Genomic DNA, 23,851 nt, shown 5'->3' with positions numbered 1-23,851 from the left:
CGAACCGAGGGATCAGCCCATGCACACCCGCCACAGCAGCCGCCCGCTCCGGACCCTCGGTGCCGCCCTTACGGCCGCCGCCCTGCTGTCCTCCGGCTGCTCGGCCGGCGCCTCCGCGCCGCGCGCCGCGTCGCTGTCGAAGAAGGCCGTCCCGGCCGCCCTCAAGCCGTACTACGAGCAGACGCTGAGCTGGCGCCCGTGCGGCGGCGCGGACTTCGAATGCGCCACGCTCAAGGCCCCGCTCGACTACGCGAGACCCGGCACCGGCCGGGATCTGAGGCTCGCGGTCTCCCGTAAGAAGGCCACCGGCACCGGCCGCCGCCTCGGCTCGCTCCTGGTGAACCCCGGCGGCCCCGGCGGCTCCGCGGTCGGCTATCTCCAGAGCTTCGCGGCCGTCGGCTATCCGGCCCGGGTGCGCGCCCGTTACGACATGGTGGCGATGGACCCGCGCGGTGTGGCCGAGAGCGAGCCGATCACCTGTCTGAGCGACAAGCAGATGGACACCTTCACCCAGACCGACCAGACGCCCGACGGCCGCGGTGAGACCGACCGCCTCGTCGCGGCCTACAAGAAGTTCGCCCGCGGCTGCGCGACCCGCTCCGGCCGGATCCTCGGCCATGTCTCGACGGTCGAGGCGGCCCGCGACATGGATGTGCTGCGCGCCGCGCTGGGCGACCGGAAGCTGACGTACGTCGGCGCCTCCTACGGCACCTTCCTCGGCGCGACCTACGCCGACCTCTATCCCCATCGCGTGGGCCGTCTCGTCCTCGACGGCGCGCTCGACCCGACGCTGTCCTCGCGGCGCATCAACCGCGACCAGACCGCCGGTTTCGAAACCGCCTTCACCGCCTTCGCCAAGGACTGCGTGCGCCGCACCGGCTGCCCCCTCGGCACCGGCTCCGTGGCCACCGCCCGTGACCGGCTCGGCGCCTTCTTCGCCCGCCTCGACTCCCACCCGGTCCGCACCGGCGAGTCGCGCGCCCTGGGTGAGCCGCTCGCCACGATCGGCGTGATCTCCGCCATGTATGACGAGACCGCCTGGCCCCAGTTGCGCACCGCCCTCCGCTCCGCGATGGGCGGTCACGGCGGCGGTCTGCTCAACCTGGCCGACCTCTACTACGAGCGCGACGCCGACGGCTCGTACGCCAACCTCATGTACGCCAACCCCGCCGTCAACTGCCTCGACCTCCCACCCGCCTTCCGCACCCCCGCCGACGTCAGGAAGGCCGTCCCCGACTTCCGGAAGGCATCCCCCGTCTTCGGCAAGGCCCTCGCCTGGGCGGCCCTGAACTGCGCCTACTGGCCCGTCCGCCCGACCGGCACAGCCCACCCCCTGCACGCCAGGGGCGCCGCCCCCATCGTCGTCGTCGGCACCACCCGCGACCCCGCCACCCCCTACCCCTGGGCCCGCGCCCTCGCCACCCAGCTCTCCTCCGCCACCCTCCTCACCTACGACGGCGACGGCCATACGGCCTACGGCCGGGGCAGCGGCTGCATCGACAACGCGATCAACACCTACCTCCTCACCGGCCGCCCACCCGCCCCCCACACCCGCTGCCACTGACCGGCCCCGCTCCAGCCCAGGCCCCACCCGGCCCCGTACGGAGCACCCCTCGAAACTGTGTAGACTTGGCGACGCTGCTGCTGCCAATCTGGCTCCGCAGCGTGCCGCCTTAGCTCAGTCGGCCAGAGCGACGCACTCGTAATGCGTAGGTCAAGGGTTCGATTCCCTTAGGCGGCTCCACTGGAACCCCAGCCCGGACAGTGTCCGGGCTGGGGTTCTTCTTTTCGGCGGACACCTCGTGTGGACGCGGTGATCGACACCATCGGCGTCGGCACCTACCCGAAGGTTCTGCCGGGTGCTGGTGAGCGAGGGGTGAGTCATCTGTCACCGCCTCTCGCAAGCCTGGGACGCATGGCGACAGACGAGCCGGCATGGATCCCGCTCCCCGCCTGCCCGGCTCCGGCACTGACCCCGCCCGGAGAACGCGCGGAGCGTGAAGAGCCGCTTATGAACCAGAGCTACCGGGACCTGGTCGGCAGCATCCTGCGGCTGGCCGTAGCACACCGGCGCGCGGACGCGCACGAACGGACCGGGGGTGACGACTCGTGCTGGTGATCCTCTCGGTCCTGGCCCTTACCCTCACCCGGTGGTTGCGCCGCCGGAAGAAGGCCGAGGGGAGGGGGAGGGAGGGCCAACCACGTCTCCGCGACAGTGTGGAACGCCGGAGTGAACCGACCGCGTGCCGGTACCGGCACGGTGGACAGAAACCTGGGGGTCGACGGGGTATCCGAGGCGTCCGTCACTCGGCCGGTCCCGTGTCCTGGCGATCCGCTCGGATGCGGGCCATCTCATCGACGTAACGGGTGAACAGCCTGGCGAATTCGTCGCGTTGTCCCGGGGGCCAGTCCTTGGTGACCGTCTCGAAGACCGCGCGCGGCTGGCGCCGGAAGCGGTGCAGCAGGACATAGCCGGAGCGGGTGATGCGCAGCACGCTGCGCCGCCCGTCAACCTGAGAGACCCGGCGCGCGAGGTGGCCGTCGCGGATGGCGCTGGAGACCATGCGGCTTGCGACGGACGGGTCGACGTCGAGCCCCTCGGCCAGTGCCCCGACGGTCACCTCGCCCTCCGACGTGCCGACCCCCTCGTCGACGATCTGAAGCACCCAGCCGCGGCTGATCTCGTTCTGGGACATCAGCCTGCCCAGCGAACCGACATCACGCGCCTGGAGTTTCCCCCACATCCGGTGCAGCCGGAGGAAGGCGAGAGCAGCCTCATCGTGCAACCGGTCTGCCTCAGTCGATATGTGACGGTCCATGGCGTCAACCTACTCTCCGCGCCCGCGTTCAACCCTAGGAGACTTGACCCAATCATGGTCAATCCTTGGGTTTTCAACAAGGCGCGAGAGTAGTCGAGTTTGCATGTCGAGCCTTGCTCTGTGTATTCGCTCGTTTTAGACTCGGCCAAAGTATGCATGCCATCATGCAGATGATCAATTCCGTCTGACCAAGCGGAATTTGTGACTCACACTTCTTCACGCAAAGAGCGGGGGCCCGTGTGAAGTACGGAGTGTTAGGACCGTTCGATGTCACACTGGGAAAGCGCAACATCACGCCAACTGCTCCCAGGCTGCGTCAAATACTCGCGCTGCTGGTCGTTCAGAGCGGCCGGACAGTAACGCTCGCGGAACTCATTGACGAGATGTGGGGCGACACACCGCCCGTCAGCGCGCAATCCACATTGCAAACCTACATCTACAAGCTACGGAAATCCCTGGAGGGCAGCGGCCTCGACTCCTCCGAGGTGCTGCGGACTCGCCCCAACGGCTATGTCCTGGAGGTTCCGGACGACTGCATCGACCTGCGCCTCTTCGACCGTGCCGTCGCCCAGGGGCGCAAGGCCCTGCCAGAAGCGCCGGACAAGGCACTCGGGCATCTCAAGGAAGCGCTCGCGCTGTGGCGCGGTCCGGCCCTGACGGACGTGTCCGCGGGAGAGGTGCTGACCGCGCACGCGACCCGTCTCCAGGCCGACCACCTCAGCGCCCTGGAACTGAAGATCGAGGCTGAGCTGAAGCTCCGCAACCACCGGGCCGTCATCCCCGAGCTGACCAGCTTGTCGGCCGCTCACCCGCTCCATGAGGGCTTCCACTCCCTCCTGATGCACGCCCTGCACTGCTCGGGACGCAGGTCGGAGGCGCTTCAGGTGTACAACAGACTGCGCCACGCCCTCGTGGAGGAGCTGGGCCTCGAGCCCTCCGACCCGCTCCAGCGCGCGCAGCAGGCCATCCTCTCCGGCGACCCCGCTCCGCACACCGGCCCACCGGCTCCGCTCCAGGCCCCGGCGCCGCAGCCGCACGTCGCGGTCACTCCGGCGCCGATCACCTCGGCCCCCGCGTCCACGGTCGTCCGACCCGCGCAGCTTCCCCCGGACCCCGGGCCACTGATCGGCCAAGGCGCCCTGGTGGATTCCGCGATCCGCGCGACGGGCGCCGCGGAATCCATGGAGGAGGGTGTGGGAGTTCTCCTGCTGAAAGGAATGCCTGGAGTCGGGAAGAGCGCGCTGGCGGCGCGGATCGCACACGCTGTGCGGGACCAATTCACCGGCGGACAGCTGTATGTCGACCTGCGTGGGTCACGCCCCCGTGCGACCAGTCCCGATGACGCGCTGACGGCCTTTCTGCACGCTGCCGGAATTCCCGAACCCTATCCCCGGAGTCTCGACGAGAAAAGCAGCCTCTTTCGATCATGGGGAGTCGAACGGGATATCCTGCTCGTTCTCGACGATGCGTTGACGCACTCGCAGGTCACCCCCCTGCTGCTGGACGGGATGAAATCCCGCACCATCATCACGAGCCGAGTCAACCTTTACAATCTGCCGAACTCGCGGACCTTTGAGGTCACTCCACTCGGACGGGCGGAGAGTTTCCAGCTCCTGGCAAAGGCCATGGGTTGGAAAAGGGCCGAGAAGGAGCACGCGGCGGTGGAACTCATCGCCGAGATGTGCGGCCGGCTGCCGCTGGCCTTGCGGTGCGCGGGCGCTCGGCTCGCGGCGCTCCCCGACGTGTCGCCCAGGCAGTTCGCCGAGCAGTTGTACCGCGACAACCGGAGGCTGGACCAGTTGCAGGGTGCCGATGTGAGCATCCGGGACCGGTACCTGGTCGCGTACGACCGGCTCAGCGGCCGGGAACGGGCCGTGCTCCGGCTGCTGGCACTGCTGCGCCAGCGGGAGTTCACCACGGCCACGCTTGTCGGGCTGCTCGGCTGTACCGAGGCGGTGGCGGAGACCGCGCTGGCGAACCTGGTGGAACACCACTTCCTGCACACGGTCCCGACGTCGCCGGACGGCGAGACCACCTACTCATTCCACGAGCTGAGCCGGGTCTTCGCCCGCGAGCGGATGGAGTCGGAGCTGGCCGAGCCACGCGGCGGGGCTCCGCTCGCCAACGCCTCGTAGTCCACGGGGCCCGACAGGGGGCCGCCGGCCTGGCCGTCCGGCGGCACGCCGCCCTTCCGATTCAGCAGCGGCGCCGTGAGCATCGTGGTCGCCAGGGTCATGACCACCAGCATGGCGAACAGCCGCGGTGGGATCAGCCCGAGCTGGAGCCCGGTGTCGAGGACCACGAGTTCGGTCAGCCCGCGGCAGCTCATCATCACGCCCAGCCGCGCCGCCGAGCGCGGCTGGACGCCCAAAAGCCGCGCCGGCAGGGCCGTGCCCGCCAGCTTGGCCGCGACCGCCAGGGCGACGAAGAGGCCGCACAGCAGCCAGTCGGCCGTGCCACCGATCAGCCCGATCCCCGTGCGCAGACCCACCGAGGCGAAGAACATGGGCAGCAGCAGCCACGACGCCATGGTGTCCGTACGCTCCGCGATCTCCTCGATCCGAGGCAGCCGCGGCATGGCCAGGCCCGCCAGGAAGCCGCCGAAGACCGCGTGCACCCCGATCGCGTCGGTGAGGGCGGCCGAGCACAGCAGCGGCACATGGACGAGCATCACCGACCCCGCCGTACGGCGCTCCCAGAGCCGTCGCAACACCGTCCGCCCCACCGTGAGCATCACCGTCGCGAGCAGGGCGGTCAGCGCCGCGGTGCGCAGCGCGCCCAGCGGGGTGCCGCCCTGGGCCACCGCGACGCCGCACGCCAGCAGCGACCAGGCGAGCACATCCGCGACGCCCGCCGTGGCCATGGCCAGGGAGCCCAGGGCGGAGGAGAGCATGCCGTTCTCCCGCAGGATTCCGGCCAGTACGGGGAACGCCGTGACGCAGAACGCGACCCCGACGAAGACCGCGAAGGGCCCGCTGCCCACCCCGTTCGGCCGGTATCCGGAGGGCAGCGCCAGCGCGAGGCCCACCCCGGCCAGGAGGGGGGTGAACACCCCCGCACAGCCCAGCACCAGCGAGGCGGTGCCATGCTGGATGAGCTGCGTGGGTGTCAGCTCGTAGCCGATCCGGAACGCGAAGAAGACCACCCCGAGCTGGGCCATGGCCTCCACGGGCACGGTCGCGGAGGGCGGCAGCAGCCAGTGCTGGACCTCCGGCGCCAGGGCGCCGAGGGCCGAGGGGCCCAGCAGGATTCCGGCGGCCATCTGCCCGACGACCGTCGGTTGGCCCACGCGCCGGGCGAGCGCGCCCAGCGCGTGGGCGGTGAGCAGGACCGCGGTGACCGCGACCAGCAGACGGTAGGTCTCCGGCGGGGCCGCTGCCGGGCCCGCTCCCCGCCGGTGGCCGCCGGCCTCCGCGGATGCCCAGCCGTGCCCCCAGGCCGCAAGGACGGCGACGGTACCGGCCGCGGGTACGGCCACAAAGAGCACCAGCGCGGCGACGGTTCGTCTGTTCATGGGGCGCGTGGCTACTTCCGGTCGAGCTGGTCCGGTGCCGCTTCCGAGGTACGCCGCAGACCCAATGTCGGCCCGAACGACAGATACAGGCCGTCGATGGCGTCGTCGGCGGAGAGCGGCTCCTGTCGGAGCTTGCCGAGGTTCTCGAACGGGTTCCTGCCGGGCTCCGAGCCGCCCCCGCTCAGCTCCTCCAGCACCCGGTCGTACGCCGCCTCCTTGGCGTCCTCCATGTCCTCGATGCCGGAGATGATGCGCAGGAAGGCGAGGTGCAGGTTGAGCTGGTCGACTTCCCGGGAGGAGAGCCGCTGCGCATGGTAGAAGTGGTAATCGCGCCCGCGGTAGCTTTGGTAGAAGACCGAGACCAGCAGCAGCATCCGCTCGTAGGCCCGGCGGTAGACCTGCTGGTAGAAGCCGAACGCCTCGTTCTCGGCGACCTCTTCGCGCAGCACGCTCCCGATGGACGCCGCCGCCACCATCCCGCTGTAGGTGGCCAGGTGCACCCCGGTGGACAGCAGCGGGTCGAGGAAGCAGGCCGCGTCGCCGCTGAGGACGTACCCGGGCCCGGTGAACGCGTCGCTCGTGTACGAGTAGTCCTGCTCGACCCGGACCTCCTTCACCTGCTGGGCGTCGGCGAGCAGTTCGTCCAGCGACGGACAGGCGGCGATGGCCTCCTCGTACGCGGCGGCCGGTCCGCCCAGCTCCTGGCGGCGGGCGTCGAAGGAGCTCTTCGCGCACACGAAGCCCACGCTGGTGGTGCCGTCGTGCAGCGGGATGACCCAGAACCAGCCGTTGGGCACCGAGATCACGGCCGTGGAGCCCTCCGGGCTCTTCTCGACCGTGCCCACGTTCCGCCAGTACGTCCAGGCGGCGACGTTCTTGAACGCGTCGTGGTGACGGCGGTTCTTCAGGTAGCGGGTCGCCATCACACCGCGGCGCCCCGAGGCGTCGATCAGGTAGTCGAAGGCGATCCGCCCGCTTTCGTCGCCGCCGTTCTTGCCCGCGCTCCAGTTCGCCGCCACCGGGCGCCCTTCGTGGAACTCGATGTCCCGCACCGTCACTCCCTGGTGGACGGTGGCGCCCAGCTCCGCGGCGTGGTCGAGCAGAAGCTCGTCGAACTCCGAGCGGATCACCTGCCAGGCGTACGGCGTCGTGTCACCCAGCTCGTTGAAGCTCAGCTGCCACTCGTCGGGGCCCCACTCGAAGTACGTGCCTCGCTTCACCTGGAAGCCGTGAGCCTCGACTTTCTCTCGTGCCCCGAGCAGCCCGAGGATGGGCAGGCAGGAGGGCAGGATGGACTCACCGATGTGGTAGCGCGGAAAGGTGTCCCGTTCGATCACGGTGACGTCGATTCCCTGCCGGGCCAGTAGACCCGCCGCAGTCGACCCGGCGGGGCCGCCTCCGATGACCAGAACCTGCGTTGATGTTGCGATCACTGCTGTTCTCCACTTCTCGTGGCGGACCGGGACGTCTGCTGCTGGAGCGTCGCAGCGGGCGATGGCCTCTCGGTCCAGATCCGCTGGCAGGCCGCCCGGCCCGGCGGGCGCCCTGGCCGTACGGGGCCCGAGCCACGGCGAGTGCGCTGCCATCGGATCGCCAGCGGCGGCCAGCAGGCTCGGGGCGTTCCCGTACCTACCGAGAGGTGAGTGGTGTCCGTGCTGGCACAGGACGATCAGCCTGCGGCAATGGAACTCGTGCGCAGGCTCGAACACTTGGCGGTGGGCGCCGGGGTCGCCGCCGCGCTTCAGGCCGCCGTGCGGCTCGGAGTGCCCGAGGCCGTCGGCGACGACCCGATGGAGATCTCCGAGGTCGCGGCCAGGACCGGGGCCGTGCCCGGCACTCTCGGCCGGCTGCTGCGCGCCCTGGAGCGACAGGGGGTCTTCGAGGAGGCGTCACCCGGGCGGTACCGGCACAACGCGCTCTCCCGGCTGCTCCGGGACGACGCGCCGTACGGGCTCAAGCACCTGGTGCTGTGGCTGGGCGCCCCCTGGACGTGGCAGGCCTGGCCGCTGCTCGACGAGGCCGTACGGGACGGCAAGGCCGTGGTGCCGGAGATCTTCGGAAAGGACTTCTACAGCTATCTGACCCAGGACGCACCCGAGTCGGCGCGGCTCTTCGACAAGGCGATGACGGCGGTGAGCAGCCTGTCCTCACGTCAGGTCGCCCGCGCCATCGATCTGACGGGCGTGGACTCCGTCGTCGACATCGCCGGCGGACAGGGCCATCTGCTGCGTACCCTGCTCGCTCGGCACCCGCATGTGCGGGGTGCCCTCTTCGACCTGGCGGGCACCGTCGCGGACGCTGTGCCGGAGCTGCGCGCGGACGGCGCCTACGGCGACCGCTGTCGGCTGGTGCCCGGCGACTGCCTTGACGAGGTCCCGGTCAAGGCCGATCTCTACATCCTCAAGAACATCCTGGACTGGCCGGACGAGAACTCCTTGCGGGTGCTGAAGAACATCGGCGCCGCCGCGGACCCCGGCGCCCGCGTCCTGGTGATCGACAGCGTGATGGACGCCGATCCCGAGGAGATGCGGGTCACCAGCGTGATCGATCTGTTCATGCTGCTCAACGTCGGTGGACAGCGACACACCCGACGAGAGTTCGAAGCCCTCTTCGAGAAGGCGGGGCTCGAGCTGACCGGTACGAAGGCCGTGTCCGGCACGTTCCCCACGCTGCACCTGGTCCAGGCGACCTTCTCCGGCTGAGCGGCGCCCGCTCGTCCGGTGGGCGTGCACAGCAGACCGTAGGCGCCCCGCGGACCTTCCGTCCGCGGGGCGCCTCGGTGCGGTCGCCGCCGTTCGCCCGGCCGTCCCGTCTCAAATCCCCCCGTCCACGCGGAGCGTGACCCCGTTGATAAAGCTCGCGGTGTCACCCGCGAGGAACACGACGGTGCGGGCCACCTCCCTCGCGGTGCCGAAGCGCCGCAGTGGAATGGCGGACCGCAGCCCTTCGCGCACGGGGGCGGGCAGGTCGAGGCCGCGCTCCGTTTCCACCACGCCGGGCGCCACGGTGTTGACGCGGATACCGCGCGGTCCCAGTTCCTTGCCGAGCGAGCGCACGAACCCGGCCAGGCCCGCCTTGGCCGCGGTGAAGTGGACGTGCCCGGGCCGCCCGCGCTCCGCCATCCCCGCGCCCACGTTCACCACCGAGGCGCCGTCGGCGAGCAGCGGCAGAAGCTCTCTGGTGAGCTGGATGTGGGCCGTCAGGTTCTTGTCCACGCAGCGCGCCACGTCGTCGTCCGACAGCTCTGCGAATGGCCGCGGGGCGTATGTCCCCATGTTGTTGATCAAGATGTCGACGCCGCCGAGCAGCTCCCGGCAGGCGCCCGCCGCCGCGGCCCGGCCCGCTGGGGTCGACAGGTCCGCGCGCAGCGTGCGATGAGCCTCCGCGTCCCAGCCGGGCTCGTCCTCCAGCCGCTTGGCGGCCTCCTCGTCGTCGCGGTAGCAGGCCACCACCCGCGCACCCGCGCCGGCGAGCAGCAGCGAGGTGGCGCGGCCTACGCCGCGCGTACCGCCGGTGACCAGGGCGCGCTTCCCGGCCAGACCGGGTGTGTCCGGATCCGTCACCGCGGCTCCTCCCCTGCGTACGCGTCCTGCACCTCATAGACGCCGAACACCCGGCGCTGCTCGTGGTCCTGGAAGGGGCGCAGCGGGGCGGTGGTCTCCCGGTGCCCGGCACCCTCCTCCCACCGGCGGAAGGCCGCCAGGTCGCGCCACTCGCTCAGCACCACATACCGGTTCGGCTCGTGGGCCGAGCGCAGCAGCTCGTTGCCGAGCAGCCCCGGCACTCCGGCCAGGTCCTGGCTGGTGCGGTGGTAGGCCCGCCGCACGGCCTCCTCGCCGGAGGGGCCCTCGGCGGAGGCGGCGTAGACGAGCACCCGCACCCGTCCCCTCACCGCGCGACCCCCTCACCGGCGCCGACCATGCGCAGCACGGTGCGCATCGTGACCATCGATCCGCCGTCTCGGTAGGGATGCAGCTTGGTGCGGTGCGCTACATGTTCCTCGCTGCGCTCGAACTCCCGGAACGAGGGCTCGTCCACCCAGTCGCTGACGATGTAGTAGACGCTCGGCTCCTCGACGCTCCGCGACAGCCACTGGCCGAGGTTCGCCGGCTGCCGGGTGATCACCTCACCCACCCTTCCCCAGGTCTCCTCGAACTCCTGCTCCATGCCGTGCTTGATCTGCATGCGCAGCAGCACCCGGAATGTGCCCGGTCCGTCCGCCATCTCAGATCCCCCCGTCGACATCGAGGGTCTGGCCGTTGACGAAGGACGACTGGTCGCCGGCGAGGAAGAGCACCGCCCGGGCCACTTCGTCGGCCCGGCCGAGGCGGCCGAGCGGGATCATCTTGCGGTAGCGGGCCAGCACTTCCTCGGGGACCTCCGCATCGGTCGCGGTGGGCCCGGGGGCGACGATGTTGAACCGGATGCCCCGCGGCCCGAACTCCTTGACGAGGGAACGGGTGAGCCCGATCAACCCGGCCTTGGAGGCGGTGTAGTGGGCCCGCAGCGGGACTCCCATGGTGGCGACCTTGGAGCCGACGAAGATCACGGAGGAGCCCTCGGACAGCAGCGGGAGCACCTTTTGGGTGAGCAGGAACGGAGCCGTGAGGTTGGTGTCCAGGACGCGTCGCCACTCCTCCAGCGACAGTTCGGCGAAGGGCACATGGCTGATGGCGCCGGCGTTGTGCACCAGGGCGTCGAGGGAGCCGAAACGCTCCCGGCACTCTTCGGCGAGCCGGATGGTCTCATCGGCCTCGGCGAGGTCGGCCTGGATGATGTGATGAGTCCCTTCGGTGGCCTTGAGGTCCCGGCTCAGCCGCTCGGTGTGCTCGCCCGGCCGCCGGTGGCAGACGATCAGGTCGGCCCCGCGGTGGGCGAGCGCCAGCCCGATCTCCCGTCCGATACCCCGGGTCCCGCCGGTGAGCAGGACCTTCTTGCCCCGCAGCCCCAGGCTCAGCCCCGCGTGTGCCCGTTCCTCGATCAGCCGCTTGATGCGCCTCATCTGCACCGGGGTGTTGGCGTTGAGACGGCGCTCCATCGCTTCATCGTCGACCGGGGCGCCGGGCTTCATGTGGAAGTCCTGGGTCCAGAGCATGCGCACGCCGTTCGGGGTCTGCTCGTAACTCCAGAAGATGTTCATGAACTCGAAGGGGCCGGTCTCCAGCCGCTTCGCGCGGACGGTGCGGCTCCCGGGGTCCGGCGTGCGTTCCGAGACCCAGCTCCAGACGTCGCCGTTCTCGTCGGGGTGCATGGTGAGCCGGAAGACGACGGTGTCGCCGCGCTGCTCCAGGACCTCCGCGGCGGCGTATTCGCTGAAGAGCCGGGGCCAGGAGGGGACATCGTTGGTCATCGACCAGACCAGATCCATGGGCGCGTCGATGGTGATCTCGTTGTCGGTGTGACCGGTCATGGTGCTGAACCTCTCGATCAGTGGTTCGTTCAGTCGGCGTGGACGACGGAGTTGATCTGTTCGATGGCCTCACGGGGCGTCCGGGTGGGGACGGCGATGTCCTCCGGTAGGGAGATGCCGTACTGGTTCTCGATCCGTGTGGTCACCTCCAGCAGGGCGAGTGAGTCGTAGCCGAGGTCCCCGAAGGGCATGTCGAGAATGTCGCCCTCCAGCTCCTCCCGGTCCGCGCCGCCGCCCGCGCGCATGATCAGTACGAGGTCGTCCAGGGTGAAGGTGGTCATGTGCTTCTCCCGTTCGATGTGCGGTTTGCCGGTCCGGCCGGAGTCGCCGTGACCGGCCGGGGTCAGGCGTTCAGCTGGCGCCGGAGACGACGAGGGCGGCGTTGAAGCCACCGTGGCCCCGGGCGAGGATCAGAGCGTTGCGCAGCGGAGCGGGGCGCGGCTCGTCGCGCACGAGGTCCAGCTCGCAGCCGGGCGCGAGCGTGGGCACGTTGATGGTCGGCGGGATGACCCCGTCGCGCAGTGCCAGCAGCGCGGTGGCCATGTCGAGCGCCGCGCCGCCGCCGTAGAGGCGGCCTGTCATGGTCTTGGGCGCGGTGACGGGCACCCCCCGGGGGCCGAACAGCCGGGTAAGCGCCGCCGCTTCCAGCCGGTCCCGCTCCGGGTCGCCGCTGGCGTCGGCGAAGACGACATCGATCTGGCCAGGCTCCAATCCGGCGTCCTCCAGCGCCTGTCCGGCGGCCTGACGCAGCCGCGATCCGCCGTCGGGATCCGGGCGGCCCGGCCGGGGGTCGAAGGTCGTGGCGTACCCACTGATCCGGCCGTATACCCGCGTGGCGCCCCTGGCCTCGGCCGCGTCGGCGGCCTCGGCCACCAGGATCGCGCCGCCCTCGCCGGGCAGATAGCCGTCGGCTGTCGCGGCGAACGGCTGATAGCCGCGGTCCGGGTCATCGCTGCCGCTCAGCCGCCCGTTCGCGGCCTGGGCGGTCACCCCGTACGGGCACAGCGACGCGTCGGTGCCGCCCGTCAGGACCAGACGCGCGCCGCCGTCCATGAGGAGCCGCCGGGTTCGTCCGGCCGCGTCGAGACCGCCCGCCTGCTCCGTGCACACCACGCCGCAGGGGCCGCGCATGCCGTGCCGGATGGAGAGCTGTCCCGTGGTCGCCGCGTAGAACCAGGCGATCGACTGGTAGGCGGTGACGTAGCGCGGGCCCTGCGACCACAGCCGCTCGATCTCGTACTGTCCGAACTCCGTGCCGCCCGATGAGCTGGCCGTCAGCACCGCCATGTCGTACTCGGGCAGCCCGGCCGGGTCGGCGCCGGCATCCGTCAATGCCATGTCGGCCGCGTGGAAAGCCAGTTGTGTCCACCGGTCGGTCTGCACGCGCAGCCGCGACGGGACGTGCTCGACCGGGTCGAAGCCGGTGACCTCGCCCGCGACCCGTACCGGATAGGCGTCGGCCTCGAACCTGCTGAGGGGCGCCAGGCCGCTGCGCCCGGCGAGCACGGAGCGCCAGTAGTCCTCCGTGCCGACGCCGTTGGGCGCCACGATCCCGATGCCCGTCACCACTGCCGCGGTCACAGCGCCTCCGCCCGCCGCAGGAACATGGCGGACTGGAAGCCGCCGAATCCGCTGCCGACGCTGAGCACCGCGCCCATCGGGTGTTCCCGCGCCGTGACGGGGACGTAGTCCAGGTCGCACTCGGGATCGGGGGTCCTGAGGTTGGCCGTGGGCGGAACCACTTGGTGGCGCAGGGCCAGGGCGCTGGCCGCGATCTCGATGGAGCCGATGGCGCCGAGCGAGTGCCCGATCATCGATTTGATCGAGCTGACCGGGACCTGACGGGCTCGTTCCCCAAGGCTGCGCTTGAACGCGGCTGTCTCATGGCGGTCGTTCTGCCGGGTGCCGGAGCCGTGCGCGTTGATGTAGTCGACCTCGTGCGCCGGGGCCCGCGCCTCGGCGAGCGCGGCGGTGATCGCCTCGGCCATCTCCCGGCCGTCGGGCTTGAGTCCGGTCATGTGAAAGGCGTTGCTGCGGCGGGCGAACCCGGAGATCCGTGCGTACTGCCGGGCGCCGCGCCGCCGCGCCGCCTCCCGCTCCTCCAGAACCAGCACCGCCGCGCCCTCGCCCAGCACAAAGCCGTCCCGGTGCAGGTCGAAGGGGCGGGAGGCGGTCTGTGGCGTCTCGTTGCTGGGGGAGGTGGCACGGATCGCGTCGAAGCACGCCACGGTTATCGGGGAGAGCGGCGCGTCCGAGGCACCGGCGAGCACCAGGTCGGCCGCGCCCTCGCGGATCAGCTGGGCCCCCTGCCCCACCGAGTCGATCCCGGCCGTGCAGCCGGTGGAGGTGAGCGATACGGGCCCCTCGGCGCCGCATGCCCAGGCGACCTCGACGGCGATGCTGCTGGGAACCATGTAGTCGTAGAGGTGTGGCACCGCGTAGTCCGGGTCGAGTAGCCAGTGCCGCCCGCCGTCGCTCAGCACGACGTACTCCTCCTCCAGACCGGTCGTGCAGCCCACCGCGCTGCCGATGCTCACTCCGGTACGGCCGGGGTCCACGCCGTCGAACGCGAGCCCGCTGTCGGCCATCGCCTCGCGCGCCGCGACGACCGCGAATTGCGCGGCCCGGTCCATACGGCGTATCTCCTGGGGCGTGAGACCCTCGGCCACCGGGTCGAAGTCGCACTCCGCCGCTATCCGGGAGCGGAAGCCGGCGGCGTCGAACAGCGAGATGGCGCGCGTCGCGGTGCGCCCGTCGGTCAGCAGGTCCCAGAACTGCTTGGTCCCCACCCCGCCCGGGGCCACCACGCCGATCCCGGTGATCACCGGCTCCCGTGCGTGCGCCTCGGTGCTCACCGGACCTCCCCGACTTCCACCCCGGCCTCGTCGGCGTGCGGCGGGGGTTCCGTGTCCACATGTCCGAGGTCCGGGCGCGGGGCGAGCGGCGCGAGCTGGAAGACGGCCCGCGTGGGCTCGGTCCCGGAGTGGGACACCCGGTGCCGGATGCCGATCGGCACCACCAGGCCCTCGCCCGCGACCAGCTCGATCTCCCGAGTGCCCGCCAGCCGTACGGTCAGGGCGCCGTCGATGACGAAGAGGTATTCCTCGGAGTACGGGTGATAGTGCTCGGAGACGAACTCACCCGCGCCCAGGGTCAGTTCGCCGAAGAATCCGGTGCCACACCCCACCGTCCTGGGGCTCAGCAGGACCCGCATCTCCCCGCCGCGCCGCCGGTTCACCGCCACGTCGCGGAGGGCCACCTTCTGGATCGGGGCGTCAGCCACGGGTCACTCCCTCCTGCGGCGTCCAGGTGTAGAACGGCACGGCCATGGCGTCCTTGGGCTCCTTCCAGTTGGGGTCGTAGGGCCTGATGTGCTCGGCCAGCTCGGCGCTCATGTCCTGGTAGAGATCGGTTTCGCGGGCCTCGTAGAGCCGTTCGGTGATGCCGTGGTCCGCCTCGACCAGGTGGAAGTAGAGGTCGTGGAAGCGGAAGAGGGTACGCCGCGTGACTCCGATCATGTGGGGCAGTTGGGTGGCGTCCGACTTACTGAAGATGTCCGCCACCGCGTCCATCTCGCTGGGGGCCATACGCGCCACGATCAGCGTCCGGTGCATCGTGCTCTCCCATCGGTCTTCGGGACACCCGCGGTGTCGCTGGGGCCCATACCGTGCAGGGCACGGTTCGCAATCGGCTCACCAACCACTGACACCGCCCACCGCGGCCGTCCGGGCCGCGCTCGGACGGCGGCCGTGCGCCGTCAGCCGATTCCCACTCGACGGCCACTGGGGCGCTCCAGGCTGCGGCGTACCGACGCCTGATGACGAGGAGCTCCCATGGCAGCATCCGCACGGACGACCGCGGCGGACTCCGCGACCGCGCCCGGCCCGGCGGCCGGCGCGGTGCCGAGCCCGGCCCCACTCATCCGCCTGAACCTGGCCTTCGCCTCCTCCCGGATGCTGATGAGCGCGGTGGAACTCGATCTCTTCACCGTTGTGGAGGAGGCCCCGGCGACCGAGGCCGAGCTGCGGCGGCGGCTCAATCTGCACCCCCGCTTCGCCGGGACCTTCCTCGACGCCCTCGTGGCCCACGGGCTGCTGAGCGTTCAGGACGGCCGCTACGCCGGCACCGCGCTCGCCTCGGAATTCCTGGTGCCGGGCAAGCCCCGGTACATCGGCGGCTTCATCGAGGTCGCGACGCGTGTGCAGTGGCAGGCGTGGAGCCGCTTCACCCGGGCGCTGCGCACCGGCGAGCACCAGGACGATTCGCCCGTCGACGACGGCAACGAGCTGTTCCGCACCCGTCCCGACGAGGACCCCGACCGTGTCCGGCGGTTCATGGCCGCGATGGACACCCATACCGGCCGGGCCGGCGCCGAGATCGCCGAGCGGCTGGACTGGAGTGGGTATGGCTCGGTGGCGGACCTGGGCGGTGCGCGGGGCAATCTGCTCGCGCACCTCGTCCGCTGCCGGGCTCATCTGCGGGGCGTCAACGTCGACCGGGCACCGGCCCGGCCGTTCTTCGACGAACACATCACCGCCCTGGGCCTGGCCGACCGCGTCTCCTTCCTGGAGGCCGACTTCTTCCACGACCCCCTCCCCGCGGCAGACGTGCTGATCTACGGCCATGTGCTGCACGAGTGGAGCCAGGACACCCGGGCGATGCTCGTGCGCAGGGCGTACGAGGCGCTGCCCGCGGGCGGCTCGCTGGTGATCTACGACCGGATGCTCGACGACGCGTCTCCGGACCGGGACGCGCTGCTGCTCAGCCTCACCTTCATGCTCACCTCACCCGGCGGCGGCGAGTATCGCGTGGGCGAGTGCGCGGAGTGGCTTCGCGAGGCCGGCTTCCAGGACGTCACCTTCAGCCCCGTACTCGACAACCACACGCTGGCGATCGCCCGCAAGTGACCGCCCTCCCCGGAAGGACAGCGCCCATGTGCGGGATCGCCGGATGGCTCGACTACGCGCGCGACATGACCGCGGAACACCGTACGGTCGCGGCGATGACCAGGACGCTCTTCAGCCGCGGCCCGGACTCCTCCGGGCTGTGGCTGGACGCCGACGTCGCCCTCGGTCACCAGCGCCTGTCGATCATCGACCTGGACCACGGCGGCCAGCCGATGCGGACCGACGACCGGGACCCGGCCGCGCCCGTGATCGTCTTCAACGGCGAGATCTACAACTACCGCGAGCTGCGCGACCAACTCGTGCTCGCGGGGCACCGGTTCACCACCCGCAGCGACACCGAGGTCTTGTTGCGCTCGTACCTGGAGTGGGGGCCGGAGTGCGCGGAGCACCTCAACGGGATCTTCGCGTACGCCGTCTGGGACCCGGGCCCGCGCAGGCTCGTGCTCGCCCGGGACCCGCTCGGGGTCAAGCCGCTCTTCTACCACCGCACCGGGCACGGCCTGGTCTTCGGCTCCGAGCCCAAGGCGGTGCTCCGCCATCCTTGGGTGGACCCGGTGGTCGACGCCGACGGGCTGCGCGAACTGCTCTCGCACGCCCGGACCCCGGGGAAGGCGGTCTTCCGCGACATTCCCGAGGTCCCGCCCGGCCACACACTCACCATTACCCCGGACGGGCACCGGCTCTCCGCGTACTGGGCGCCGTCCGCCAACCCGCACACCGCCGGGCTCAACGCGACCGTGGCGGACGTCCGGGAGCTGCTGGAGGACATCGTGGCCCGGCAGCTCATCGCCGACGTGCCCACCAGCCTGCTGCTCTCCGGCGGCATCGACTCCAGCGCCCTGGCCGCGCTCGCGGCCCGCACCGTGCCACGGCAGGGCGCGGGGCCCGTGCACACGTACTCCATGATGTTCCGCGGGTACACGGAGAACTTCCGGCCGCAGAAGCTGCGCGGCACCCCCGATCCGCCCTTCGCCGCACAGGTCGCCGAGCACCTCGGCACCGTCCACACCGACATGGTGGCGACGCCCGGCCAGCTCGCCGATCCGCTGATCAGGTCGCGCGCCATGCGGGCCCAGGACATACCGACCCACCACGGCGACATGGACAGCTCGCTCTACCTCGCCTTCCGCCATCTGCGCGAGGAGAGCCGCGTGGTGACGCTCTCCGGTGAGGGCGCCGATGAGGTCTTCGGGGGCTACTTCTGGGCCCACGACTCCGAGCTGACCAGCGCGGGCACCTTCCCCTGGGTCGCCTTCGAGCGGCGCAAGGCCGCCTCGGGTGGTCTGGGGCTGCGCCTCTTCGATCCCGCGCTGCGCAAGGATCTGGACCTCTATGGGTACGCCGACCAGCACTATCGGGAGGCGGTCGCCGAGGCGCCGGTTCTGGAGGGCGAGAGCGCCGCGGAACGGCATGCCCGCCAGGTGGGCTATCTCGTCCTCACCCGCTGGCTGCCGACGCTCCTCGACCGCGAGGACCGGCTCAGCATGGCCAACGGCGTGGAGCTGCGGGTGCCGTTCTGCGACCACCGGCTCGCCCAGTACCTGCTGGACGTACCGGTCGGCCTGCGACGCCGCGATGGTCAGGAGAAGAGCCTGCTGCGGGCCGCCGTGGCCGATCTGCTGCCGCCCGCCGTCGTCAACCGGCCCAAGAGCGCCTACCCGGCAACCCAGGATCCGGTCTACGGACGTGCCGTGCGCGAGAAGTTCCTCCGCCTGGTGCGCGACCGCGAGGCGCCCGTGGCGCCGCTGCTCGACGCGCAGGCGACCCGAGCCGTGCTGGACGGGGGCGGCGGTGGCGACGAGGAGGCGGGCGCCTGGGTGGACCGGGCGGGCTTCGAGATGGTCCTCCAGTTCGACTCCTGGATGCGGGAGTACGACGTCCGGCTCGACCTCTAGCGGGGCCGGCCCCTCCGTTTCCCCGACAGCCTGATCAGGAAGGTGTGAGGTGCCTCTTCCCTTGGAATTGGTCCAGGCCCTGGTCATCGTCGCAGCCGGCATTGTGACGGGGACCTTCTTCGCCGTGGCGGTCAGCGTCTTCCCCGTCCTGATGACCATGCCGCCCCGGCAGTACGTGGCGACCCAGCGCAGGCTGGGCGAGGGCTATCACCCCGTGATGCCGATCATCGTCTCGTCCGTGCTCGTGGGCGACGTACTGCTGGCCGTCTTCGCGGACGGCGGAGGGCTCCGCGCCGTATACACGGTGGCGGCAGCGCTCTTCCTCGCCGTCCCGCTGATCTCGCAGTACGGCAACCTACCGCTCAACAAGGCCATTCAGGCGGCCGACCGGGACGGCGTCCCGGACGACTGGGCGGACCCCCGCCCCGGCTGGCGCCGGTGGCACCTGATCCGCTCGGTATTCGCCGTCGTCGCGCTGGTGCTCAACGTGCTGGCGGTCGCGATTCCGGCGTAGACCGCGACCGCCGGTCCCCGTTTCCCGCGGGGGCCGGCGGTCGGCCGTGCCGGTTCGGGCGTTCCGGCCGGGTCATCCCGGGTCCGACACCGGCTCCCGCCCCCGGCCACACGCCGCGTCCAGCGCCGCGCCGAGTCGCTCGGCCGTGTCGTCGCCGCAGCGCCGGCCACGCCACACGATGTAGCCGTCGGGGCGCACCAGTACGGCCCCCTCGGCGGGCAGGCCGTAGGCCACGCGCCAGCGCTCCGCACGGGCCGCGCCCTCCGCCGAGGCGTCACCGGCCCCGGCCGCGTGCACCGCGAGCGGAATCCCGCGACCGTCGGCGGCCTGCTTGGCCGCGGTCCGCCACTCGGCGTCGCAGTCCCCGGTGAGCAGGACGAACTCCCGGCCGAAGAGGTCGAGGGTGGAACTGGCCCCGTCCGCGTACCCCGTCGGCAGCGGAACGTGCGCCGCCCGCGTGCCCGGGCGCCCCGAGGGCGCTGTCGGGTCCTCCAGCTTCTCGTTCCCACCCGGCCCGTCCGCGCCCTCTTCGGCGGCGAAGGCCGGTGAGTGGTAGCGGTAGCCGAGCGAGACGGTGTTGTACTCCTGAGTCCACGGTTCGCCACGCATCCGCCCGAGCGCGTACTCCATGTTCAGGAAGGCGATGGGCCGCCGCTCGGTCTCGTAGGTGTCGAGGAGCCGTTCACCGGCGTGGCCCGCCAGCACGGCGGCCAGTTTCCAGGCGAGGTTGTGCGCGTCCTGGATGCCGCCGTTGCCGCCCAGCCCGCCGCGCGGCGAGGAGACATGGGCGCTGTCGCCCGCCAGGAAGATCCTCCCCTCCCGGAACCGGTCGGCGACCAGGGCGGCGATCTCCCATGTCAGCACGCTGTCGATCTCCGCGTCGAGGTCGGCGAGGCCGGTGCCGGTACGGACCACCTCGCGGCAGCGCTCGTCGGTGAAGTCGTCCGCGCTCTCGCCCAGTTCGGGTGTGAACGGCACGCCCATCTGCCAGACGTCCGCGTCTCGCCGCACCAGCACCCCGGACATGGTCTCCAGGAAGCAGGCGAACACCTCCCGGCCGCGCAGCGCCCGGTCCAGGTCCGCCCGGAAGAGGATGCTGACCTGGTGCTGAAGGGTGCCGGGCCCGGACCTGGAGATGCCCAGCCGCTCCCGGACGGGGCTGCGCCCGCCGTCGGCCGCGACGAGGTACCGCGCGCGCACGGTGCGCCGTTCGCCCGAGCCGCGGTCCCGGAGCACCGCGGACACCTCGTCGCGGGACTGCGTGAAGTCCACCAGCTCGGTGCCGAAGCGGACATCGGCGCCCAGCTCGCGGGCGCGGGCGAGCAGGAGCGGTTCGAGCCGGTCCTGGTCGCAGGCGTACAGCGTGGTCGGGCTGACCTCGTCCGGTGTCCTGGTCTGCGGCATCACGACCGCATGGTGGTCATCGTCCGCCAGTGCGCGGGCGCGGACGAACACGCCGATGTCGTCCTGGCCGTGCGCCCGCACCGCGTCTTCCAGGCCGACCTGACGGAAAAGTTCCATGGAGCGGGCCGTGATGCCGCGTGCCCTCGGATGGATCGAGGTGCCGACGTGCCGCTCGGCTACCACACACGGGACTCCCTGGTGGGCCAGGAACACGGCCGCGGAGAGCCCGACCAGGCTCCCGCCCACCACCAGTACCGCGGTTCGCTCTTCCATAGGGGTCTCGCTCTCGGGTCGAGGACAGGGCCGTGCCCTGGTCACTGGACGGTGACCAGGGCCTCGCCCGTCACCCTGCGCGAACCCGCTCGCAACCGGGTCCACGCCCAGTGGTCGTCGCCCCTGGCCCTCACCCGGCGCTCGGGCCCGATGCCCCGGGTCCGGCGCACCCGGGCGTCGGCCCTACCCGGCGGCCTCGCACCACAGCACGTAGACCACGCCGTTCTTCCAGGCCAGTTCCATGCGGACCGGCCGGCCCATGACGGCCTCGGCGACCAAGCCGATCCTGACCATGTCCCGGATGCGCCGCTCGGGCAGGCAGGGGCGATCGCGCAGGGCTTCCGGCAGCGGCCGCTCGGCGAGTCCCGCCGGGGTGGGGACCAGCTGCCGGTACTTGTCGGCGAACCACTCGACCAGGATGTTCAGATCGGTGCGGCGCACGAGGTAGGTGTCCGCCGCCCCCACGGGATCCACTCCTCCGACGGCCACCCCGTGGGCGGCCCTGACCAGGGCGACCGCCTCCTCGAACCGCCCCCGCGCCCGGGAGTGCACGTGCGCGCTGGCGTCCGCCGCGATGAACTCCTCGACGACCACCGCTGTACGCCCTGTGGACCGGCACCTCCGGGAACGGCTGAGATGCTCGCGGACGACGGCGAGAGCGTCGTCGGCGCCGATGATGTGCCGCGAGACCCAGGAGCCCTCCCGCCATCCGGCGCCCCCCGGGGCCGACCCGAAGGGCACGGCCCGTATGTCGACCGCGGCGTCTCGTGCGCCGCCGCGCCGTGTCAGCTCCCTGACTCCCTCGAGGAAGTGCTCACCGCACGGAGCCGGGGACGGGGCCACCCCGCAGACCGAGCGCGGGATCGCGCACCATCGCCCCAACCGGCTCAGGGCCGCCGCTTCCGGCCCTACCACTCCCGCCGGGGGGTGGACGCCGAGGTGCAGCCGGTACACCCCGGTGCGGCCCGGCCGGCTTGGTCCGCCCGGCCCGGCACCGTCATCCGCGGGGCCCGGAGGGGCCCCGCTCACTTCGCCCGCCGCCGCGCGTGCTTCTTGTGCGCGGACTGCCGTGAGATGCCGAGCGGCTCCGCGATGTCGCCCCAGGCCCACCCGAGATCACGGGCGCGGCGCACCTGGAGCGTCTCGATGTCCTCGACGAGCCTGCGCAGCGCACGCACGGCGGCGAGCCCCTTGAGGATGTCGTCGGACGTCGCCTCGGCTACCAGCTTGTTCACTTCTTCTTTGTCCACGCCGTCAACTTTAGCTGACACCATGGCCTCGTCAAGAGATCCTTCGTGTCAGAAGAGGTTGACACGTTTTCCTTGTAAGCCTAAGTTGACACGAGAAAAGTGTACCCCCACGCGCGGAGCTCATGTGCGGAGCTCATACGAAAGCGAAGGAGGGAATCTCATGTCGCACGCTCAGACAGCGCCCGCCGTGGATCCCGGTGCCGCCGCCATGCCTCGTAAGCAGGCGTTACTGGTCTTCATCGGCCTTATGCTCGCGATGCTCCTGGGCACGCTGGACACCCAGATCGTGGCCACCGCGATGCCGACCATCAGCGGTGATCTCGGCGGCGTCAGTCAGTTCGCCTGGGTCAGTACGGCTTATCTGCTGACCTTCAGTGTGACGACGCCGCTTTACGGGAAACTCGGTGATCTCCTTGGGCGTAAACGTGTCTTTGTCTTCGCCATTGTCGTCTTCTTGATCGGGTCTGTGCTGTGCGGCGCCGCCGGATCAATGACGCAGCTCATCGTCTACCGCGCCGTTCAGGGTGTCGGAGCCGGCGGCCTTACGGTCTCCATCTTCGCCATCCTCGGCGATCTGTTCTCGCCCCGCGAGGGCGCCCGCTATCAGAGCTACGCCACCGGGACCTTCGCTGTCTCCAGCGTCAGCGGCCCCCTCCTCGGCGGTCTGATCACCGATCATCTGGGCTGGCGCTGGGCTTTCTACATCAACATGCCCGTCGGCGCGCTCGCCCTGTTCATGGTCGTCTCCTTCCTGTCCCTCCCGGCCTGCCGGGGCACACCGCGCATCGACTACGCGGGCATCGTCGCCCTCGGCGGTGCGGTGAGCTGTCTGGTCCTGCTGACCAACTGGGCCGGGAGCGAGTACGCGTGGGGCTCCTCGGTCATCGTGAGCCTCGCGGTCGCCACCCTCGTCCTCGGCGGGCTCTGGTTCGGCGCGGAGCGCCGGGCGGCCGAGCCGGTGGTGCCGCTGCGTATGTTCGGCAGCTCGACCTTCAACATCTCGAATGTGGTGGCGTTCGTCGGCGGCTTCATCTCCATCGGTGCCCTCAACTATCTGGCGCTCTACCTCCAGATGGTCACCGGAACCAGCTCGCAGAACGCGGGCCTGCTGATGCTGCCGATGACGGCGGGCATGCTCCTCGCCACCATGGGGACCGGCCACTTCATGACCAAGACCGGCCAGTACAAGTGGTATCCGGCCGCGAGCATGGCCGTCTCCTCGCTCGCGCTTTATCTGCTGTCGACCATGACAAACAGCACGAGCTTCGCCGTCGCCTCCGCGTTCATGGCCGTTCTCGGCCTTGGTGCCGGGCTGTCCCAGCAGGTCACCGTGGTGGTCTCGCAGAGCGCTGTGGAGCTCCGGGACATCGGCGCCGCGACGTCCACCGTGACCTTCACCAGGATGCTCGGCACGTCGCTCGGCGCCTCGCTGTTCGGCGTCATCCTCAACAACGGCCTCGCGGATCACAGTTCCAAGCTCACCAAGGGCGCCTCGATCAGCCCGGAGGCGGTGCAGCGGCTGCCGGAAGCCGCGCGGGACGCCTACACCTCCGCGTATGCCGATGCCCTGTCCTCGGTGTTCCTGACGGCTCTGCCGCTCACCCTTACGGGCCTCGTCGTCGCGCTGTTCCTGAAGAAGCTTCCGCTGCGCTCCGGGGGCGGCCCGGGCCGCGGACCGGCCGGCCCCGGGAAGGCGGAAGGCAATGTCCCGCACCCCGCAAACGGCCCGGACACCTCGGCAAGCTGCGAGAACCCGGAGAAAGGGACGGCATGAGAACGGGCGGTGGGGGGGTCCCCCCCCCCCCCCCCCCCCCCCCACCCCCCCCTCCCCCCCCCCCCCCCCCCCCCCCCAACTCCAGACCACC

General features: G+C 70.9%; 21 protein-coding genes, 1 tRNA gene and 2 pseudogenes. 8 read left to right on the top strand and 16 right to left on the bottom strand.

Features of this window, described 5'->3' with window-relative positions; genetic code table 11:
* The first annotated feature begins 19 nt into the window (after positions 1 to 19).
* The gene (locus ACT2CW_RS02195) at positions 20 to 1,564 is read left to right on the top strand and encodes an alpha/beta hydrolase (RefSeq protein ID WP_445515303.1); all 1,545 of its coding nucleotides are present in this window, start codon (positions 20 to 22) and stop codon (positions 1,562 to 1,564) included.
* 103 nt (positions 1,565 to 1,667) lie between these two features.
* A tRNA-Thr gene (locus ACT2CW_RS02190) sits at positions 1,668 to 1,744 on the top strand.
* Between the two features lie 559 nt (positions 1,745 to 2,303).
* Here ACT2CW_RS02190 and ACT2CW_RS02185 read toward each other — a convergent pair.
* Positions 2,304 to 2,819 carry a MarR family winged helix-turn-helix transcriptional regulator gene (locus ACT2CW_RS02185; protein WP_445515302.1) on the bottom strand — a complete coding sequence of 172 codons (516 nt, stop codon included), beginning with the start codon at positions 2,817 to 2,819 and terminating at the stop codon, positions 2,304 to 2,306.
* 239 nt (positions 2,820 to 3,058) lie between these two features.
* Between ACT2CW_RS02185 and ACT2CW_RS02180 the strand changes: the two genes are divergently transcribed.
* Positions 3,059 to 4,954, top strand: a complete 1,896-nt coding sequence (locus ACT2CW_RS02180; protein WP_445515301.1) for a BTAD domain-containing putative transcriptional regulator — start codon at positions 3,059 to 3,061, stop codon at positions 4,952 to 4,954.
* Here ACT2CW_RS02180 and ACT2CW_RS02175 read toward each other — a convergent pair.
* Positions 4,855 to 6,333 (bottom strand): cation:proton antiporter, encoded by a 1,479-nt coding sequence (locus ACT2CW_RS02175; RefSeq protein WP_445515300.1) that lies wholly within the window; start codon positions 6,331 to 6,333, stop codon positions 4,855 to 4,857. The two genes, ACT2CW_RS02180 and ACT2CW_RS02175, sit on opposite strands and share 100 nt — an antisense overlap.
* An 11-nt stretch (positions 6,334 to 6,344) precedes the next feature.
* Positions 6,345 to 7,766 (bottom strand): NAD(P)/FAD-dependent oxidoreductase, encoded by a 1,422-nt coding sequence (locus tag ACT2CW_RS02170; protein WP_262702130.1) that lies wholly within the window; start codon positions 7,764 to 7,766, stop codon positions 6,345 to 6,347.
* 249 nt (positions 7,767 to 8,015) lie between these two features.
* On the opposite strand from ACT2CW_RS02170, the gene ACT2CW_RS02165 reads away from it, so the two are divergent.
* Positions 8,016 to 9,035 (top strand): methyltransferase, encoded by a 1,020-nt coding sequence (locus ACT2CW_RS02165; RefSeq protein WP_445515299.1) that lies wholly within the window; start codon positions 8,016 to 8,018, stop codon positions 9,033 to 9,035.
* Between the two features lie 111 nt (positions 9,036 to 9,146).
* On the opposite strand, the gene ACT2CW_RS02160 is transcribed toward ACT2CW_RS02165, so the two are convergent.
* The 10 genes and pseudogenes from ACT2CW_RS02160 to ACT2CW_RS02115 all read right to left on the bottom strand — a co-directional run bounded on the left by ACT2CW_RS02160 (position 9,147) and on the right by ACT2CW_RS02115 (position 15,357).
* Positions 9,147 to 9,896 carry an SDR family NAD(P)-dependent oxidoreductase gene (locus tag ACT2CW_RS02160; RefSeq protein WP_445515298.1) on the bottom strand — a complete coding sequence of 250 codons (750 nt, stop codon included), beginning with the start codon at positions 9,894 to 9,896 and terminating at the stop codon, positions 9,147 to 9,149.
* On the bottom strand, positions 9,893 to 10,225 hold the full coding sequence (locus tag ACT2CW_RS02155; protein ID WP_182467712.1) for an antibiotic biosynthesis monooxygenase family protein: 333 nt from the start codon (positions 10,223 to 10,225) through the stop codon (positions 9,893 to 9,895). Before ACT2CW_RS02155 ends, ACT2CW_RS02160 begins: the two co-directional genes overlap by 4 nt.
* Entirely contained in the window at positions 10,222 to 10,557 is a 336-nt protein-coding gene (locus tag ACT2CW_RS02150) for an antibiotic biosynthesis monooxygenase family protein (RefSeq protein WP_445515297.1), read from the bottom strand. Before ACT2CW_RS02150 ends, ACT2CW_RS02155 begins: the two co-directional genes overlap by 4 nt.
* A gap of 1 nt (position 10,558) precedes the next feature.
* Positions 10,559 to 11,257 (bottom strand): annotated as a pseudogene (locus ACT2CW_RS02145) (SDR family NAD(P)-dependent oxidoreductase); the annotation flags it as partial.
* A gap of 33 nt (positions 11,258 to 11,290) precedes the next feature.
* Positions 11,291 to 11,743 (bottom strand): annotated as a pseudogene (locus ACT2CW_RS02140) (SRPBCC family protein); the annotation flags it as partial.
* 29 nt (positions 11,744 to 11,772) lie between these two features.
* Positions 11,773 to 12,024 carry an acyl carrier protein gene (locus tag ACT2CW_RS02135; protein WP_164427081.1) on the bottom strand — a complete coding sequence of 84 codons (252 nt, stop codon included), beginning with the start codon at positions 12,022 to 12,024 and terminating at the stop codon, positions 11,773 to 11,775.
* 70 nt (positions 12,025 to 12,094) lie between these two features.
* Positions 12,095 to 13,324, bottom strand: a complete 1,230-nt coding sequence (locus ACT2CW_RS02130; protein WP_164427079.1) for a ketosynthase chain-length factor — start codon at positions 13,322 to 13,324, stop codon at positions 12,095 to 12,097.
* The gene (locus ACT2CW_RS02125) at positions 13,321 to 14,598 is read right to left on the bottom strand and encodes a beta-ketoacyl-[acyl-carrier-protein] synthase family protein (RefSeq protein WP_445515296.1); all 1,278 of its coding nucleotides are present in this window, start codon (positions 14,596 to 14,598) and stop codon (positions 13,321 to 13,323) included. Before ACT2CW_RS02125 ends, ACT2CW_RS02130 begins: the two co-directional genes overlap by 4 nt.
* Positions 14,595 to 15,026, bottom strand: a complete 432-nt coding sequence (locus ACT2CW_RS02120; protein WP_325114825.1) for a cupin domain-containing protein — start codon at positions 15,024 to 15,026, stop codon at positions 14,595 to 14,597. The genes ACT2CW_RS02125 and ACT2CW_RS02120 overlap by 4 nt, the downstream gene beginning before the upstream one ends.
* Positions 15,019 to 15,357, bottom strand: coding sequence for a TcmI family type II polyketide cyclase (locus ACT2CW_RS02115; protein ID WP_164427077.1), 339 nt, complete (start codon positions 15,355 to 15,357; stop codon positions 15,019 to 15,021). Before ACT2CW_RS02115 ends, ACT2CW_RS02120 begins: the two co-directional genes overlap by 8 nt.
* A 219-nt stretch (positions 15,358 to 15,576) precedes the next feature.
* Here ACT2CW_RS02115 and ACT2CW_RS02110 point away from each other — a divergent pair, with 219 nt between their 5' ends.
* The 3 genes from ACT2CW_RS02110 (at position 15,577) to ACT2CW_RS02100 (ending at position 19,059) form a co-directional block, all read left to right on the top strand.
* The gene (locus ACT2CW_RS02110) at positions 15,577 to 16,650 is read left to right on the top strand and encodes a methyltransferase (protein WP_445515295.1); all 1,074 of its coding nucleotides are present in this window, start codon (positions 15,577 to 15,579) and stop codon (positions 16,648 to 16,650) included.
* Between the two features lie 26 nt (positions 16,651 to 16,676).
* The gene (gene asnB / locus ACT2CW_RS02105; RefSeq protein WP_445515294.1) at positions 16,677 to 18,545 is read left to right on the top strand and encodes an asparagine synthase (glutamine-hydrolyzing); all 1,869 of its coding nucleotides are present in this window, start codon (positions 16,677 to 16,679) and stop codon (positions 18,543 to 18,545) included.
* Positions 18,546 to 18,606: 61 nt separating this feature from the next.
* The gene (locus ACT2CW_RS02100; protein ID WP_182467716.1) at positions 18,607 to 19,059 is read left to right on the top strand and encodes a DUF1772 domain-containing protein; all 453 of its coding nucleotides are present in this window, start codon (positions 18,607 to 18,609) and stop codon (positions 19,057 to 19,059) included.
* Between the two features lie 72 nt (positions 19,060 to 19,131).
* Here ACT2CW_RS02100 and ACT2CW_RS02095 read toward each other — a convergent pair whose 3' ends face one another.
* The 3 genes from ACT2CW_RS02095 to ACT2CW_RS02085 form a co-directional block, all read right to left on the bottom strand.
* Positions 19,132 to 20,736: an FAD-dependent monooxygenase gene (locus ACT2CW_RS02095; protein ID WP_445515293.1), complete on the bottom strand. Its 1,605-nt coding sequence runs from the start codon at positions 20,734 to 20,736 to the stop codon at positions 19,132 to 19,134.
* Positions 20,737 to 20,919: 183 nt separating this feature from the next.
* Positions 20,920 to 21,579 (bottom strand): PEP/pyruvate-binding domain-containing protein, encoded by a 660-nt coding sequence (locus tag ACT2CW_RS02090; RefSeq protein ID WP_414083833.1) that lies wholly within the window; start codon positions 21,577 to 21,579, stop codon positions 20,920 to 20,922.
* A 182-nt stretch (positions 21,580 to 21,761) separates the two neighbouring features.
* Complete coding sequence (locus tag ACT2CW_RS02085) at positions 21,762 to 21,986, bottom strand: helix-turn-helix domain-containing protein (RefSeq protein ID WP_262702116.1); 225 nt, start codon at positions 21,984 to 21,986, stop codon at positions 21,762 to 21,764.
* A gap of 160 nt (positions 21,987 to 22,146) precedes the next feature.
* On the opposite strand from ACT2CW_RS02085, the gene ACT2CW_RS02080 reads away from it, so the two are divergent.
* On the top strand, positions 22,147 to 23,760 hold the full coding sequence (locus ACT2CW_RS02080) for an MDR family MFS transporter (protein ID WP_445515292.1): 1,614 nt from the start codon (positions 22,147 to 22,149) through the stop codon (positions 23,758 to 23,760).
* The last annotated feature ends 91 nt before the right edge of the window (positions 23,761 to 23,851 follow it).

The organism is Streptomyces sp. NEAU-174 (assembly GCF_052665095.1).
The sequence above is the reverse complement of the archived record's forward strand: the minus strand, read 5'-3'. Positions and strand labels throughout refer to the sequence as shown.

Excerpts from the sequence above, each read along its gene's own strand:
- ACT2CW_RS02095 (WP_445515293.1), bottom strand. The coding sequence starts at position 20,736 with ATGGAAGAGCGAACCGCGGTACTGGTGGTGGGCGGGAGCCTGGTCGGG.
- ACT2CW_RS02135 (WP_164427081.1), bottom strand. The coding sequence starts at position 12,024 with ATGACCACCTTCACCCTGGACGACCTCGTACTGATCATGCGCGCGGGC.
- ACT2CW_RS02110 (WP_445515295.1), top strand. The coding sequence starts at position 15,577 with ATGGCAGCATCCGCACGGACGACCGCGGCGGACTCCGCGACCGCGCCC.
- ACT2CW_RS02115 (WP_164427077.1), bottom strand. The coding sequence starts at position 15,357 with ATGCACCGGACGCTGATCGTGGCGCGTATGGCCCCCAGCGAGATGGAC.
- ACT2CW_RS02080 (WP_445515292.1), top strand. The coding sequence starts at position 22,147 with ATGTCGCACGCTCAGACAGCGCCCGCCGTGGATCCCGGTGCCGCCGCC.
- asnB (WP_445515294.1), top strand. The coding sequence starts at position 16,677 with ATGTGCGGGATCGCCGGATGGCTCGACTACGCGCGCGACATGACCGCG.
- ACT2CW_RS02195 (WP_445515303.1), top strand. The coding sequence starts at position 20 with ATGCACACCCGCCACAGCAGCCGCCCGCTCCGGACCCTCGGTGCCGCC.
- ACT2CW_RS02150 (WP_445515297.1), bottom strand. The coding sequence starts at position 10,557 with ATGGCGGACGGACCGGGCACATTCCGGGTGCTGCTGCGCATGCAGATC.
- ACT2CW_RS02175 (WP_445515300.1), bottom strand. The coding sequence starts at position 6,333 with ATGAACAGACGAACCGTCGCCGCGCTGGTGCTCTTTGTGGCCGTACCC.
- ACT2CW_RS02165 (WP_445515299.1), top strand. The coding sequence starts at position 8,016 with ATGGAACTCGTGCGCAGGCTCGAACACTTGGCGGTGGGCGCCGGGGTC.
- ACT2CW_RS02185 (WP_445515302.1), bottom strand. The coding sequence starts at position 2,819 with ATGGACCGTCACATATCGACTGAGGCAGACCGGTTGCACGATGAGGCT.